This is a genomic window from Zavarzinia compransoris (genome assembly GCF_003173055.1).
In the GTDB taxonomy this organism is placed as follows: domain Bacteria; phylum Pseudomonadota; class Alphaproteobacteria; order Zavarziniales; family Zavarziniaceae; genus Zavarzinia; species Zavarzinia compransoris.
This window is the reverse complement of the sequence record NZ_QGLF01000001.1, coordinates 952127-965749: the sequence shown is the minus strand read 5'-3', so window position 1 is coordinate 965749 and position 13623 is coordinate 952127. Positions and strand designations below refer to the sequence as shown.

Here is a 13623-nt window from a genome sequence, read left to right as displayed (position 1 = left end):
CTGTCCCCCCTGCGGGCGACCGGGCCGGTGCCTTTGCGGGCCGGCGTGGTCGGCCCATGACGAAAGACAGCCCATGAGCAAGAGTATCGACCAAGGCCCGGCCCAGAGCTATGCGGTGTTGCCGCTGCGGGACATCGTCGTTTTCCCCCATATGATCGTGCCGCTGTTCGTCGGGCGCGAAAAGTCGGTCAAGGCCCTGGAAGAGGTGATGAAGGACGACAAGCAGATCCTGCTCGTCGCCCAGCGCAACGCCGCCCAGGACAATCCGACCGAGAAGGACGTCTATGACGTCGGCACCATCGCCTCCGTCCTGCAACTGCTGAAGCTGCCCGACGGTACCGTGAAGGTGCTGGTCGAAGGCGGGGCGCGGGCGCGCATCGTCGACTTCGTCGAGAACGACGCCTTCTTCAAGGCCCGCGCGGTCACCGTGCCGGACGAGGACAGCGACAAGCGCGAGATCGACGCGCTCGCCCGCTCGGTCGTCTCCCAGTTCGAGCAATATGTGAAGCTGAACAAGAAGGTCCCGCCCGAGGTCCTGGTCTCGGTGAACCAGATCGACGACCCGTCGAAGCTGGCGGATACCGTCGCCTCCCATCTCGCGACCAAGGTTGCCGACAAGCAGGACGTGCTCGAGATCGTCAAGGTCTCGGAACGGCTGGAGAAGGTCTACGGCCTGATGGAAGGCGAGATCGGCGTGCTGCAGGTCGAGAAGAAGATCCGCAGCCGCGTGAAGCGCCAGATGGAGAAGACCCAGCGGGAGTACTACCTCAACGAACAGCTCAAGGCGATCCAGAAGGAATTGGGCGAGGGCGAGGAGGGCCGCGACGAGGTCGCCGAGATCGAAGAGCGGGTGAAGAAGACCAAGCTCTCGAAGGAAGCCCGCGAAAAGGCCCAGGCCGAGATCAAGAAGCTGCGCTCCATGAGCCCGATGTCGGCCGAGGCGACGGTGGTGCGCAACTATCTCGACTGGCTGCTGTCTATCCCGTGGGGCAAGAAGTCCAAGGTGAAGAAGGATATCCGCGAGGCCCAGAAGGTTCTCGACACGGATCACTTCGGCCTGGAGAAGGTCAAGGAACGCATCCTCGAATATCTGGCCGTGCAGCAGCGCGCGACCAAGGTGAAGGGGCCGATCCTGTGCCTCGTCGGCCCGCCCGGCGTCGGCAAGACCTCGCTCGGCAAGTCGATCGCCAGGGCGACGGGGCGCGAATTCATCCGCATGTCGCTGGGCGGCGTGCGCGACGAGGCCGAGATCCGCGGCCATCGCCGGACCTATATCGGCTCGATGCCCGGCAAGGTCATCCAGGCGATGAAGAAGGCCAAGGCGAACAACCCGCTGTTCCTGCTCGACGAGATCGACAAGCTCGGCCAGGACTTCCGGGGCGACCCGTCGTCGGCCCTGCTCGAAGTGCTCGATCCGGAACAGAACCAGAGCTTCGCCGACCACTATCTCGAAGTGGACTACGACCTGTCGGACGTCATGTTCGTGACGACGGCCAATTCGCTGCGCATGCCCCAGCCGCTGCTGGACCGCATGGAGATCATCCGCATCGCCGGCTATACGGAAGATGAGAAGATCGAGATCGCCAAGCGCCACCTGATCCCCAAGCAGGTGAAGGAGCACGGCCTGAAGGACGGCGAATGGGCGATCGCGGACGAGGCCATCCGCGACTTGGTGCGTTACTACACGCGCGAGGCGGGCGTGCGCTCGCTCGAACGCGAGGTGGCGAACCTGACCCGCAAGGCGATCCGCGAAATCCTCCAGGATGGCGTGAAGTCGATCACGGTGACCGCCGAGAACCTGGAGAAATACGCGGGCGTGAAGCGCTTCCGCTTCGGCGAGATCGACGCGGAAGACCAGGTCGGCGTCGTCACCGGCCTGGCCTGGACCGAGGTCGGCGGCGAATTGCTGCAGATCGAGGCGGTGCTCCTGCCCGGCAAGGGCAAGGTCACCACCACCGGCAAGCTGGGCGACGTGATGCAGGAATCGATTTCGGCGGCGACCTCCTATGTCCGCAGCCGGGCGGTTTCCTTCGGCATCAAGCCGACCGCCTTCGAGAAGAGCGACATCCACGTCCACGTGCCGGAAGGGGCGACCCCGAAGGACGGCCCCTCGGCCGGCGTCGGCATGGTGACCTCGATCGTCTCGGTGCTGACCCAGATCCCGGTCCGGCGCGACATCGCCATGACCGGCGAGATCACCCTGCGCGGCCGGGTGTTCCCGATCGGCGGCCTGAAGGAAAAGCTGCTGGCGGCACTGCGCGGCGGCATCAAGACGGTGCTGATCCCGAAGGACAACGAGAAGGATCTGGCCGAGATTCCGGACAATGTGAAGGCCGGGCTCGAAATCGTGCCCGTCTCCACGGTGGACGAGGTCCTCGCCCGGGCGCTCACCCGTCCGGTCGAGCCGATCGAATGGTCGCCCGAGGCGGAGGCGAAGCCCGCCACCCCGGTCGTCGCCGGCGCCGATACCGTCGTCGCCCACTGATCGCTGCCTAAATTGGCGCCGCCCATCCGGTCACCCGGGTGGGCGGCGTCATTTTTGAGCATCGGTGTGGGCGCAAGAATGGCGGAAACCCTTGGTTTTTTACTTTGACGCCCCTCGGGGCCGCTCTTAAGATCGCGGCGATTCCGGCGGGCGTTTCGGCTGGATTAACAACCTCACGAAGGGGGCAATAGTGGCAAATAAGAACGACCTCATCGCGGCTGTCGCGGAATCGGCTGGGCTCTCGAAGACGGACGCGGGCCGCGCTGTCGATGCCGTGTTCGAGGCGATCACCAATGCGCTGAAGCAGGGCGATGATGTGCGTCTGGTCGGCTTCGGCACTTTCGATGTCGTGAAGCGTGCCGCCTCCGAAGGCCGCAACCCGCGGACCGGCGAGAAGATCGAGATCCCGGCTTCGGTGCAGCCGAAGTTCCGTCCGGGCAAGGGCCTGAAAGACGCGCTGAACTGAGTTGCCGCGGCCGCATCCGGCCGCGGTTGATGATTTGCCGGCCGCGCCTCGGTGCGGCCGGTCTTGTTTTTGGGCCCTCTCTTCGGGGCCCGGCGGGCGATTAGCTCAGGGGTAGAGCGTCTCGTTTACACCGAGAATGTCGGCGGTTCGATCCCGTCATCGCCCACCACGCCTCGACGTCTTCTGCGAGCCGGTCAGGCTGATGCGGGTGACGCTTTGCAGGTGCCAGCCCGTATCCTTGAAATAGAGATCGGAAAGCCCGGCCAGGAAGGTGGCGATCTGGCCGTGGGTCATCACCCATTCGCCGTAGTTCGGGTCGAACAGATGGGCGGTGATCCGGTGCATGTTGCCGGTGACGCTGGTGAAGCAGCTGTAGCCGGCGATGGCATGGGCGCCGTTGCCGCCGTTCACCGTATCGCGGAACTGCAGGTCCCAGGCCATGCCGACATTGAGGCGGTTCAGGTCCTTGGCCAGGATCCGCATCATCTCTTCCGAGGTCTGCCATTCCTCGACCGTGGGGGCGGAGAAATTGCCGAAGCTGGGCGGCGGGCCGATATGGGTATTGTCGCTGTCATAATGCAGGCCGGCCCGATCCCCCGCCATGGAGCGGGCCTGCACCCCACCGAGCGCATCCCAGTCGCGGATGAAATCCTTGTAGTGCTGCATGACCAGGCCAAAGGCCGGCGGCGCGCCCAGGAAGGAGATGCGCTCGCGCGGCGATTCGCCCGGGTTCTTGCCGATGGTGCGCAGCCAGAAATCCACCAGCCCGGCGCAGATGCCTTCCTTCAGTTCGGGGTCGCGGTTGTGCTGCGACAGCAGCGCGGTCTGGCTGAAGGGGACGAAAGCGATGAAATCACCCTTGATCGGGCTGTTGGCGGCCATGGCGGGCGTCCTCGGATTGCACGGCGCGAGTATGAAGGATGCGCCGGGCGGGCGCCATGACGGCAGTCACAACCGGGTCACGGCCGTCACGGCCAGGTCATGGATGCCGCTTGACAGGACGATGGGGCATCAGTAGAAAGACGGCCTTCGCTGGTCACGCGGGTGTAGCTCAGTTGGTTAGAGCGCCGGCCTGTCACGCCGGAGGTCACGGGTTCGAGCCCCGCCACTCGCGCCACCACGAAGTTGGACAAGCCGCCGCCCCCTGGGGCAGGCGGCTTTTTCATGACCGCGGTGCGAAACGCGGCATTGACCCCCGCCTTTCCGGCCCCCTATGGTTGGCGGGCGGTGCAGGCCGCATCCGGGCCCGCGGGAAGGGTTGAACCCACTTGCATCGCTGAACTGGCAAGCCAGACCTTTGTGCAGCCGAACATGCGGGCCGTCGGCATCTCTGCACGGAGGGTCCATGACACGGCTTCCCGACCGCCCCAATATCGATCTGCTGAAGAAACAGGCCAAGGACCTGCTGGCCGCCTGCCGGCGCGGCGATCCGGGCGCCTTCGCCCGCCTGCGCGCCGGCCTGCCCGGCAGGGTACCGGGCATCCCTGAGCTTCGGCTGCATGACGCCCAGTTCTGCCTGGCGCGAGAATATGGTTTCCCGTCCTGGGCGGAATTGAGCCGCTATGTCGCCGCCGCGCGGGCCCTGGCCGCCGACCGGGGGCAGCGGCTGGCGACCTGGCTCGGCCTCGTCTATGCGGGCGACATCTGCGGCGGCATGAACCGGGCCAGCCCGGCCGCGGCCGCCCGCCTGCTGGACCTCGATCCGGACCTGCCGGGCGGCGATCCCCATCTCGCCTGTGCCGTCGGCGATCTCGCCGTCCTGCGGGCCGCGACCGCGCGGGACCCCGGCTGGGTCGGGCGGCCGGGCGGGCCGCTGGCATTGCCGCCGCTGGTGGCGGTCACCCATTCGGGCCTTGTCCGCCTGCCGCGTTTTCGTGCCGCCCTGCATGATGCCGCCCGCTTCCTGCTCGAGGCGGGGGCCGACCCGGATCAGGCGGCGGGCAGCCGCTGGCCGCCGGCCTCGCCGGCAGCGCCCGCTGCGGACATGCCGCTTTCCGCCCTTTACGGCGCCGCCGGGCAGAACCGGGATCCGGCGCTGACCCGCCTGCTGCTGGCGGCCGGCGCCGATCCCAACGACGGCGAATCCCTCTATCACGCGCTCGAGAGTGCGGAATGCACCGGCCTGCTGCTGGCGGCCGGGGCCCGGGTGGCGGGGACCAACGCGCTCTACCGCGCGCTCGATCTCGACGATGTCGCGGTGCTGAAAATGCTGCTGGCCGCCGGGGCCGATCCCAATACGCCGGCCGCCGGCGCCCCGATGGCGGCCGGCTGGGGGCACCCGCTGCTGTGGGCGATCAGGCGGCGGCGCTCGCCGGCCCATGTCGAGGCCCTGCTTGCCGCCGGGGCCGATGCCGCGGTCCGGGCGCCGGACGGCACCGGGGCCTATGGCCTCGCCCTTCGTTTCGGCCTGACCGAGGTGGCGGAGATGCTGGCCGCGGCCGGCCATGCCGAACCCTTGAGCGAGGACGAACAGTTCATCGCCGCCTGCGCCGCCGGGGACGAAGCGACCGCCCGGCGCCTCCAGGCCCGGCGTCCGGACCTGCCCGGGGCCCTGGCGCCGGCGCGCCTCAGCCTGCTGTCGGAACTGGCCGCCCTCGGCCGCGGTGCGGCGGTCGAAGTGATGGTCCGCCTGGGCTGGCCGATCGAGTCCCGGGGCGGGGATTGGGCCGCTTCCGCGCTCAATCAGGCGGTATTCATCGGCGATGCCGCCATGACCCGCTTCCTGCTCGAGCATGGCGCCGACTGGCAGGCGCGCCACGGCTTCGGCGACAATGCCTGCGGGACATTGTCCTGGGCCTCGGTGAACGAGCCCGCGGACGGGGGCGATTGGCCGGGCTGCGCCGAAGCCCTGATCGCCGCCGGCATGCCCGGCGGGCGGCCGGATCCGCGCGGCGGGGGCCATGTCCTGATCCACGGTCAGGTCAAGCTCTTCGCCCCATCGGTGGCCGATGTCCTGACCGGCGAGGCGGCGGCAGCGCCGGAGACCTGAAGCCTCGATCCTTTGCGGAGAATCGAAGCCGCCGCCCGATGAGGTGGCGGCTTGCCCCTGCTGTGCTTTGCCACGCTTTCCCGCTCCCGCGCGCCGTCATGGCACTCGCCCATCTCCACCGGGTCGAGGGGGATGAGGCGGCGATGCGCGAACGGAAGGCCTGATCGGGCCGCCGGAAAGAAAACGGGGGGCGGCGGAAATAGTCTTTTGACAAGAATCGAAGCCGCCGCTAAAAGGGCGCCTCGCTGGTCAAGCGGGTGTAGCTCAGTTGGTTAGAGCGCCGGCCTGTCACGCCGGAGGTCACGGGTTCGAGCCCCGCCACTCGCGCCAGCGCATTTCCAGAAAAGGCCGTCCCCCGGGGGCGGCCTTTTTGCTTTCCGATCACAAAAGGGGTCGCGACTCGCTGACGCGGGGCAGGGAGGGGGCGGCGGGATCGCCGGCCGTGTCTGGAAACTGCGGCGTGCCGCTGCGGCGGGCACCGGCAGGGCGACCAAGACATTGCAATTGCTTCGCAAAAGCAAGAAAACGAAGTCAGTTTCGAGTCAATTTAGACATATGTCACAAGGGCCTGAGCAAATTCCTTGCGCCGCGATAAGAAGACGCGCTTTGGGCTGGACCGATCACTTTCTTTGAGATAATCCGGCGCCTATACTCCACGGTCAGAAGGGGGTTGGCTTGGGCTCGGTGCCGTTCGCGCAGACAGTTCTGCTGCGTCGAATCCGATAAGTCAGCTTTCCTGACCTTTCCTCGCGCTTGACGGATCTCGCATGGACGCGTTGCTCAGGGAATATCTCCCGATCCTGATTTTCCTCGGGGTCGCGCTCGGGCTCTCGATCGTCATGATCATTGCCTCGCTCATCGCCGGCGAGCAGAAGCCGGACAGCGAAAAGCTCTCGGCCTATGAATGCGGCTTCGACGCGTTCTCCGACGCCCGCGGCCGCTTCGACGTCCGCTTCTACCTGGTGTCGATTCTCTTCATCATCTTCGACCTTGAAGTCGCCTTCCTGTTCCCCTGGGCCATTTCGCTCGGGGATATCGGCGTTTTCGGCTTCTGGTCGATGATGGTCTTCCTCGGTGTTCTCACCGTCGGCTTCTGTTACGAATGGAAGAAGGGGGCGCTCGAATGGGAGTGATCACCAAGCCGGAAGGCGCCGTCGTCCCCGTGAAGGACCCGTTCTTCACCGATATCTCGGATGAACTGGCCGACAAGGGCTTTCTCGTCACCAATCTCGACGCGCTGGTGAACTGGGCCCGGACCGGTTCGCTGTGGTGGATGACCTTCGGCCTCGCCTGTTGCGCGGTCGAGATGATGCATTCCTCCATGCCCCGCTACGACATGGAGCGTTTCGGCGTCGCCCCCCGGGCCTCGCCGCGTCAGTCCGACGTGATGATCGTCGCCGGCACCCTGACCAACAAGATGGCGCCCGCCATGCGCAAGGTCTACGACCAGATGTCGGAGCCGCGCTGGGTGATCTCGATGGGCAGCTGCGCCAATGGCGGCGGCTATTACCATTATTCCTATTCGGTGGTGCGCGGCTGCGATCGCATCGTGCCGGTGGACGTCTATGTGCCGGGCTGCCCGCCCACGGCCGAGGCGCTGCTTTACGGCATTCTGCAATTGCAGAAGAAGATCCGCCGCACCCAGACGATTGCGCGGTAGAGGTAGGCACGCGATGGCGCTTTATCCCAATGCCGAGGCCCAGGCCGCCTTCGTCGCCCGTCTCGAGACCCTGGCGGGCGAGGGGCTTCTGACCTCGGTCGCGATCGCTTTCGACGAAGTGACCGCGACGGTCGACGCCGCCCGCATTCTCGACGTCCTGACCGCGCTGAAGGCCGATCCCGCCCTGCTGCTCGACCAATTGGTCGATGTCTGCGGCGTCGATTATCCCGAGCGCGACCAGCGCTTCGATGTCGTCTATCACCTGCTGTCGATGCGGAAGAACCTGCGGCTGCGGATCAAGCTGCGCACCGACGAGGATACCCCGGTGCCGAGCGTGGTCGACCTCTTCCCGACCGCCGGCTGGTTCGAGCGCGAAGCCTGGGACATGTACGGCATCTTCTTCGCCGGCAACCCGGACCTGCGCCGCATCCTCACCGACTACGGCTTCGAGGGGCACCCCTTGCGGAAGGACTTCCCGCTGACCGGCTATGTCGAGCTGCGCTACGACGAGGAACAGAAGCGCGTCGTCTACGAGCCGGTGAAGCTGACCCAGGAATTCCGCCGCTTCGATTTCCTCTCGCCCTGGGAAGGCGCCAAATACGTGCTGCCGGGCGACGAGAAGGCAACCGCTGCTGCGCCCCCCCCTGCTGCTGCGCCCCCGGCGCCGGCCAAGAACTGACGGGACGACGCCCATGGCCGAAGTCGACATCAAAACCTACAGCCTGAACTTCGGGCCGCAGCATCCGGCGGCCCACGGCGTGCTCCGCCTCGTCATGGAACTCGACGGCGAGATGATCGAGCGCTGCGACCCGCATATCGGCCTGCTGCACCGCGGCACCGAGAAGCTGATCGAGCACAAGACCTATATGCAGGCCGTGCCCTATTTCGACCGGCTGGACTATGTCTGCCCGATGAACCAGGAGCATGCCTTCGTCCTGGCGGCGGAAAAGCTGATTGGCTGCAAGGTGCCGGAACGCGGCCAGTTCATGCGCGTGCTCTGGTGCGAGATCGGCCGGATCACCAATCACCTGATGAACACCATGTCGCACGGCATGGACGTCGGCGCGCTCACCCCCATCCTCTGGGGCTTCGAGGAGCGCGAGAAGCTGATGTGCTTCTACGAGCGCGTCTGCGGCGCGCGCCTGCATGCGGCCTATTTCCGCGTCGGCGGCGTCCACCAGGATATGCCGGCCGGCCTTGCCGAGGATATCTGGGCCTGGACCGAGACTTTCCCCAAGGTCCTCGACGACCTGGAGACCCTGATCGTCGGCAACCGTATCTTCAAGCAGCGCAATGTCGATATCGGCGTCGTCTCGGCCGAGGATGCCATCGCCTGGGGCTTCACCGGCCCCATGCTGCGCGGTTCGGGCGTCGCCTGGGACCTGCGCAAGGCGCAGCCCTACGAGGTCTACGACCAGGTCGATTTCGACGTGCCGGTGGGCCGCAACGGCGATTGCTACGACCGCTTCGTGCTGCGCTTCTATGAGATGCGCGAGTCGCTGAAGATCGTCCGCCAGTGCCTGGAGAAAATGCCCAAGGGCCCGGTGATGACCGAGGACGGCAAGGTGGCGCCGCCGCGCCGGGGCGACATGAAGCGCTCGATGGAAGCGCTCATCCACCACTTCAAGCTCTATACCGAGGGCTTCCACGTGCCGGCCGGCGAAGTCTATGCCGCGGTCGAAGCGCCGAAGGGCGAATTCGCCGTCTATCTGGTGGGCGACGGCACCAACAAGCCCTATCGCTGCAAGATCCGGGCCCCGGCCTTCGTGCATCTGCAGGCGATGGATTTCATGGCCAAGGGTCACATGCTGGCGGATGCGCCGGCGATCATCGGCAGTCAGGATATCGTGTTCGGGGAGGTCGACCGTTGAGCCACGGCGTAGCGCCTGCGGGTCCGTTCGAGCAGCCCGCCACCTTCGAATTCAACGAAGAGAACAAGCAACTGGCCGCGACCATCATCGCGCGCTACCCCGAGGGGCGCCAGCGTTCCGCGCTGGTTCCTCTGCTGGACATCGCCCAGCGCCAGGCCGGCGGCTGGCTGCCGCGCGCCGCCATGGAATATCTGGCCGACCTTCTGGGGCTCGCCGTCATCCGTGTCTATGAAGTGGCGACCTTCTACACGATGTTCAATATGGCGCCGGTCGGAAAACATCTGGTCCAGGTGTGTACGACCACGCCGTGCTGGCTTCGGGGGTCCGACGAGGTGCTCGCCGCCTGCAAGACCCGCCTCGGCATCGGCGTGAACCAGACGACCCCGGACGGCACCTTCAGCCTGATGGAAGCGGAATGCCTGGGCGCCTGCGTGAATGCGCCCATGATGCAGGTCAACGACGATTTCTACGAGGACCTGACGGCGGCCTCGACCACCGCCATCCTCGACGCGCTGGCCCGGGGCGAGAACCCGGCGACCGGCCCGCAGATCGACCGTCAGACGTCGTGCCCCCAGGGCGGCCCGACCACCCTGACCACCCTCAAGGCAGGGGAGTGACGCGATGCTTCAGGACAAGGATCGCATCTTCACCAATCTCTACGGCTTCGAGGACTGGCGCCTGCCGGCCGCGAAGGCGCGCGGCGATTGGGACGGCACGGCGGCGATCATCGCCAAGGGGCCGGACTGGATCATCAACGAGATGAAGGCCTCGGGCCTGCGCGGCCGCGGCGGCGCCGGCTTCCCGACCGGCATGAAGTGGTCCTTCATGCCCAAGCAGTCGGACGGGCGCCCCAGCTATCTCGTCGTCAATGCCGACGAATCCGAGCCCGGCACCTGCAAGGACCGCGACATCATCCGTCACGACCCGCAGAAGCTGATCGAGGGCTGCCTGATCGCCGGCTTCGCCATGCGCGCGGTCGCCGCCTATATCTACATCCGCGGCGAATTCATCCAGGAACGCCGCCGGTTGCAGGCGGCGGTCGACGAGGCCTATGCCGCGGGCCTGATCGGCAAGAATGCCGCCGGTTCCGGCTATGACTTCGACGTCTTCGTCCACCACGGCGCCGGCGCCTATATCTGCGGCGAGGAAACCGCCCTGATCCAGAGCCTGGAGGGCAAGAAGGGCCAGCCGCGCCTGAAGCCGCCGTTCCCGGCCGGCGTCGGCGTCTGGGGCTGCCCGACGACGGTGAACAACGTCGAATCGATCGCGGTCGCACCCACCATCCTGCGCCGGGGCGGGGCGTGGTTCGCCGGTCTCGGCCGGCCGAACAACACCGGCACCAAGGTCTTCTGCATTTCGGGCCATGTGAACAAGCCCTGCAATGTCGAAGAGGAAATGGGCATTCCGCTGAAGGAACTCATCGAGAAACATTGCGGCGGTGTCCGCGGCGGCTGGGACAACCTGCTGGCCGTGATCCCGGGCGGTTCCTCGGTTCCCATGCTGCCCAAGGCGATCTGCGACGAGGTCCTGATGGATTTCGACAGCCTCAGGGCGCAGCGCTCCGGCCTCGGCACGGCGGCGGTGATCGTCATGGACAAGTCGACCGACCTGATCAAGGCGATCGCGCGGCTGTCCAAATTCTACAAGCACGAAAGCTGCGGCCAGTGCACGCCGTGCCGCGAGGGCACGGGCTGGATGTGGCGCGTGATGGAACGCCTCGCCATCGGCAAGGCCGAGCCGGAAGAGATCGACACCCTTCTCGAAGTGACCACCCAGGTGGAAGGGCACACGATCTGCGCCCTTGGCGATGCGGCGGCCTGGCCGATCCAGGGCCTGATCCGGCATTTCCGCCCGGTGCTCGAACAGCGTATCGCGGATTACAAGGCCCGGACGTCCCGGCCTGTGGCTGCGGAATAGAGGTGAACCGATGCCCACCTTGACCGTTGACGGCAAGACCGTCGAAGTCCCGGCCGGTGCCAACGTCCTCCAGGCTTGCGAGGCGGCGGGTGCCGAGATTCCGCGCTTCTGCTATCACGAGCGCCTGTCGATCGCCGGCAATTGCCGCATGTGCCTGGTCGAACAGGAAAAGGCGCCGAAGCCCGTCGCCTCCTGCGCCATGCCGGCGGCGGACGGCATGGTGATCAAGACCAACACCCCCCTGGTGCGCAAGGCGCGCCGGGGCGTGATGGAATTCCTGCTGATCAACCATCCGCTCGACTGCCCGATCTGCGACCAGGGCGGCGAATGCGACCTGCAGGATCAGGCCATGGCCTATGGCTTCGACCATAGCCGCTACAAGGAAAACAAGCGCGCCGTTCCCGAAAAGAACATGGGCCCGCTGATCAAGACGACCATGACGCGGTGCATCCAGTGCACCCGCTGCGTCCGTTTCGCGACCGAGGTTTCGGGCGTCGAGGAAATTGGCGCCGTCGGCCGCGGCGAGACCATGGAAATCACCACCTATCTCAACCAGGCGGTGACCTCCAACCTCTCGGGCAATGTGATCGACCTCTGCCCCGTGGGCGCCCTGACCTCGAAGCCCTATGCCTTCGCGGCCCGGCCCTGGGAACTGAAGAAGACCGAGAGCATCGACGTCCATGACGCGCTCGGCTCGGCCATCCGGGTCGATGCCCGCGGCGCCGGCGTGCTCCGCATCCTGCCCCGCCTCAACGACGAGGTGAACGAGGAATGGATCTCGGACAAGACCCGCTTCGCGGTCGACGGCCTGGCCAAGCGCCGGCTGGACCGGCCCTATGTCCGGGTCAACGGTAAGCTCCAGCCCGCGACCTGGGACGAGGCTTTCGCCGCCATCGGCGCCGCCCTTTCGACCACCCCGGCCGACAAGGTCGCGGCGCTGGCGGGTGACCTCGCCGATCTTGAAAGCATCAAGGCGCTGAAGGACCTCTTCGAGGCCATCGGGGCGAAGAGCGTGGATTGCCGCCTCGACGGCGCCAAGCTCGACGCCTCGGTCCGCGCCTCCTATCTCTTCAACTCGACCATTGCCGGGATCGAGCAGGCGGATGCCCTGCTGCTGATCGGCACCGATCCCTCGACCGAGGCGGCGGTGCTGAACGCCCGTATCCGCAAGCGTTACCTGCGCGGCGGCTTCAAGATCGCGGCGATCGGCCGGAAGGTGGACCTGACCTACCGCGCCCAATGGCTGGGCGAGGGGGCGGAGGCGCTGGAAAAGCTGGTGGCGGGCGAGGGCTTCGCCGAGGTGCTGAAGGCGGCCAAGGCCCCGGCCATCATCATCGGCCAGGGCGCGCTGGCGCGCGCCGACGGCGCGGTGATCCTGGGCCTGGCCCGCAAGCTGGCCGAGGCGACGGGTGTCGTCGCCGAGGGCTGGAACGGCTTCAACGTCCTGCACACGGCGGCGTCGCGGGTCGGCGCGCTCGACCTCGGCTTCGTGCCGGGCGAGGGCGGGCTCGATGCGGAAGCGGTGATCGCGGGCAAGGCGGATTTCGTCTGGCTGCTGGGCGCCGACGGCATCGACACCACCGACCTGAAGGCGCCCTTCGTCGTCTATCAGGGCAGCCACGGCGATGCCGGCGCCCATGTCGCCGACGTCATTCTGCCGGGGGCGGCCTATACGGAAAAGAGCGGCACCTATGTGAACACCGAAGGCCGGGTGCAGCGCACCCGCCGGGCCGTGTTCCCGCCGGGCGACGCGCGCGAGGACTGGGCGATCATCCGCGCCTTCTCGGAACGGGTCGGCCGGAAGCTGCCTTACGACAGCCTGAACCAGCTTCGCGCCAGGATCGCCGAACAAGTGCCGCACCTCGGCCGTCTCGACGAGATCGCCCCGGCCGGCTGGGCGCCCTTCGGGGCCGAGGGCGGGGTCGAAGCCGCGCCCTTCGACTATGCGGTGGAGAATTTCTACCTGACCAACCCGATCGCCCGCGCCTCGGCCACCATGGCCGAATGCGTGGCGGTCAAACAGGAACAGGCCTGCGGTTGCGGCCACAGCCACGGGGCGACGGGGACTCATGGTTAATCTCTTTGCCGAGGCGGTCCTGCCCTTGATCGCTCTTTCCGCCGAGGTGGCGGGCGTCGTCATGCCGCTCGTCCTTGCGGCCATCGTCGCGGTGGCGGCCCTGGTATGGCGCGAAATGTCGCCCTACCTTGCCGCCCGCGGCGCCTGATCTGTTGCCG

Annotated in this window: 12 protein-coding genes and 3 tRNA genes; 14 read left to right on the top strand and 1 reads right to left on the bottom strand. The window is 66.7% G+C overall.

The window, feature by feature from the left end; translation table 11 throughout:
- Positions 1 to 73: 73 nt before the first annotated feature.
- The 3 genes from lon to DKG75_RS04735 all read left to right on the top strand — a co-directional run bounded on the left by lon (position 74) and on the right by DKG75_RS04735 (position 3120).
- Complete coding sequence (gene lon / locus DKG75_RS04745) at positions 74 to 2485, top strand: endopeptidase La (RefSeq protein WP_109919898.1); 2412 nt, start codon at positions 74 to 76, stop codon at positions 2483 to 2485.
- A 190-nt stretch (positions 2486 to 2675) separates the two neighbouring features.
- Positions 2676 to 2951, top strand: a complete 276-nt coding sequence (locus tag DKG75_RS04740; protein ID WP_109919897.1) for an HU family DNA-binding protein — start codon at positions 2676 to 2678, stop codon at positions 2949 to 2951.
- A gap of 94 nt (positions 2952 to 3045) precedes the next feature.
- A tRNA-Val gene (locus DKG75_RS04735) sits at positions 3046 to 3120 on the top strand.
- Here DKG75_RS04735 and DKG75_RS04730 read toward each other — a convergent pair.
- Positions 3108 to 3833, bottom strand: coding sequence for a YopT-type cysteine protease domain-containing protein (locus DKG75_RS04730; protein WP_109919896.1), 726 nt, complete (start codon positions 3831 to 3833; stop codon positions 3108 to 3110). The genes DKG75_RS04735 and DKG75_RS04730 overlap by 13 nt on opposite strands.
- A 158-nt stretch (positions 3834 to 3991) precedes the next feature.
- On the opposite strand from DKG75_RS04730, the gene DKG75_RS04725 reads away from it, so the two are divergent.
- From DKG75_RS04725 to DKG75_RS22905, 11 genes are all read left to right on the top strand, one after another.
- A tRNA-Asp gene (locus tag DKG75_RS04725) sits at positions 3992 to 4068 on the top strand.
- Between the two features lie 228 nt (positions 4069 to 4296).
- The gene (locus DKG75_RS04720; protein ID WP_109919895.1) at positions 4297 to 5940 is read left to right on the top strand and encodes an ankyrin repeat domain-containing protein; all 1644 of its coding nucleotides are present in this window, start codon (positions 4297 to 4299) and stop codon (positions 5938 to 5940) included.
- A 253-nt stretch (positions 5941 to 6193) separates the two neighbouring features.
- Positions 6194 to 6270, top strand: a tRNA-Asp gene (locus tag DKG75_RS04715).
- Between the two features lie 437 nt (positions 6271 to 6707).
- Positions 6708 to 7073 carry an NADH-quinone oxidoreductase subunit A gene (locus tag DKG75_RS04710; protein WP_109919894.1) on the top strand — a complete coding sequence of 122 codons (366 nt, stop codon included), beginning with the start codon at positions 6708 to 6710 and terminating at the stop codon, positions 7071 to 7073.
- Positions 7043 to 7600, top strand: coding sequence for a NuoB/complex I 20 kDa subunit family protein (locus tag DKG75_RS04705; protein WP_109919893.1), 558 nt, complete (start codon positions 7043 to 7045; stop codon positions 7598 to 7600). Before DKG75_RS04710 ends, DKG75_RS04705 begins: the two co-directional genes overlap by 31 nt.
- A gap of 13 nt (positions 7601 to 7613) precedes the next feature.
- Positions 7614 to 8279 carry an NADH-quinone oxidoreductase subunit C gene (locus DKG75_RS04700; RefSeq protein WP_109919892.1) on the top strand — a complete coding sequence of 222 codons (666 nt, stop codon included), beginning with the start codon at positions 7614 to 7616 and terminating at the stop codon, positions 8277 to 8279.
- A gap of 13 nt (positions 8280 to 8292) precedes the next feature.
- Positions 8293 to 9471, top strand: a complete 1179-nt coding sequence (locus tag DKG75_RS04695; protein WP_109919891.1) for an NADH-quinone oxidoreductase subunit D — start codon at positions 8293 to 8295, stop codon at positions 9469 to 9471.
- Positions 9468 to 10088 carry an NADH-quinone oxidoreductase subunit NuoE gene (gene nuoE, locus DKG75_RS04690; RefSeq protein WP_109919890.1) on the top strand — a complete coding sequence of 207 codons (621 nt, stop codon included), beginning with the start codon at positions 9468 to 9470 and terminating at the stop codon, positions 10086 to 10088. The genes DKG75_RS04695 and nuoE overlap by 4 nt, the downstream gene beginning before the upstream one ends.
- Before the next feature lie 4 nt (positions 10089 to 10092).
- Positions 10093 to 11388: an NADH-quinone oxidoreductase subunit NuoF gene (nuoF, locus tag DKG75_RS04685; protein WP_109919889.1), complete on the top strand. Its 1296-nt coding sequence runs from the start codon at positions 10093 to 10095 to the stop codon at positions 11386 to 11388.
- 10 nt (positions 11389 to 11398) lie between these two features.
- Positions 11399 to 13465 carry an NADH-quinone oxidoreductase subunit NuoG gene (gene nuoG / locus DKG75_RS04680; RefSeq protein WP_109919888.1) on the top strand — a complete coding sequence of 689 codons (2067 nt, stop codon included), beginning with the start codon at positions 11399 to 11401 and terminating at the stop codon, positions 13463 to 13465.
- The gene (locus DKG75_RS22905) at positions 13458 to 13613 is read left to right on the top strand and encodes a hypothetical protein (protein ID WP_166646336.1); all 156 of its coding nucleotides are present in this window, start codon (positions 13458 to 13460) and stop codon (positions 13611 to 13613) included. The genes nuoG and DKG75_RS22905 overlap by 8 nt, the downstream gene beginning before the upstream one ends.
- The last annotated feature ends 10 nt before the right edge of the window (positions 13614 to 13623 follow it).

Excerpts from the sequence above, each read along its gene's own strand:
- DKG75_RS04720 (WP_109919895.1), top strand. The coding sequence starts at position 4,297 with ATGACACGGCTTCCCGACCGCCCCAATATCGATCTGCTGAAGAAACAG.
- DKG75_RS22905 (WP_166646336.1), top strand. The coding sequence starts at position 13,458 with ATGGTTAATCTCTTTGCCGAGGCGGTCCTGCCCTTGATCGCTCTTTCC.
- DKG75_RS04695 (WP_109919891.1), top strand. The coding sequence starts at position 8,293 with ATGGCCGAAGTCGACATCAAAACCTACAGCCTGAACTTCGGGCCGCAG.
- DKG75_RS04710 (WP_109919894.1), top strand. The coding sequence starts at position 6,708 with ATGGACGCGTTGCTCAGGGAATATCTCCCGATCCTGATTTTCCTCGGG.
- DKG75_RS04730 (WP_109919896.1), bottom strand. The coding sequence starts at position 3,833 with ATGGCCGCCAACAGCCCGATCAAGGGTGATTTCATCGCTTTCGTCCCC.
- DKG75_RS04705 (WP_109919893.1), top strand. The coding sequence starts at position 7,043 with ATGGAAGAAGGGGGCGCTCGAATGGGAGTGATCACCAAGCCGGAAGGC.
- nuoF (WP_109919889.1), top strand. The coding sequence starts at position 10,093 with ATGCTTCAGGACAAGGATCGCATCTTCACCAATCTCTACGGCTTCGAG.
- nuoG (WP_109919888.1), top strand. The coding sequence starts at position 11,399 with ATGCCCACCTTGACCGTTGACGGCAAGACCGTCGAAGTCCCGGCCGGT.
- DKG75_RS04700 (WP_109919892.1), top strand. The coding sequence starts at position 7,614 with ATGGCGCTTTATCCCAATGCCGAGGCCCAGGCCGCCTTCGTCGCCCGT.
- lon (WP_109919898.1), top strand. The coding sequence starts at position 74 with ATGAGCAAGAGTATCGACCAAGGCCCGGCCCAGAGCTATGCGGTGTTG.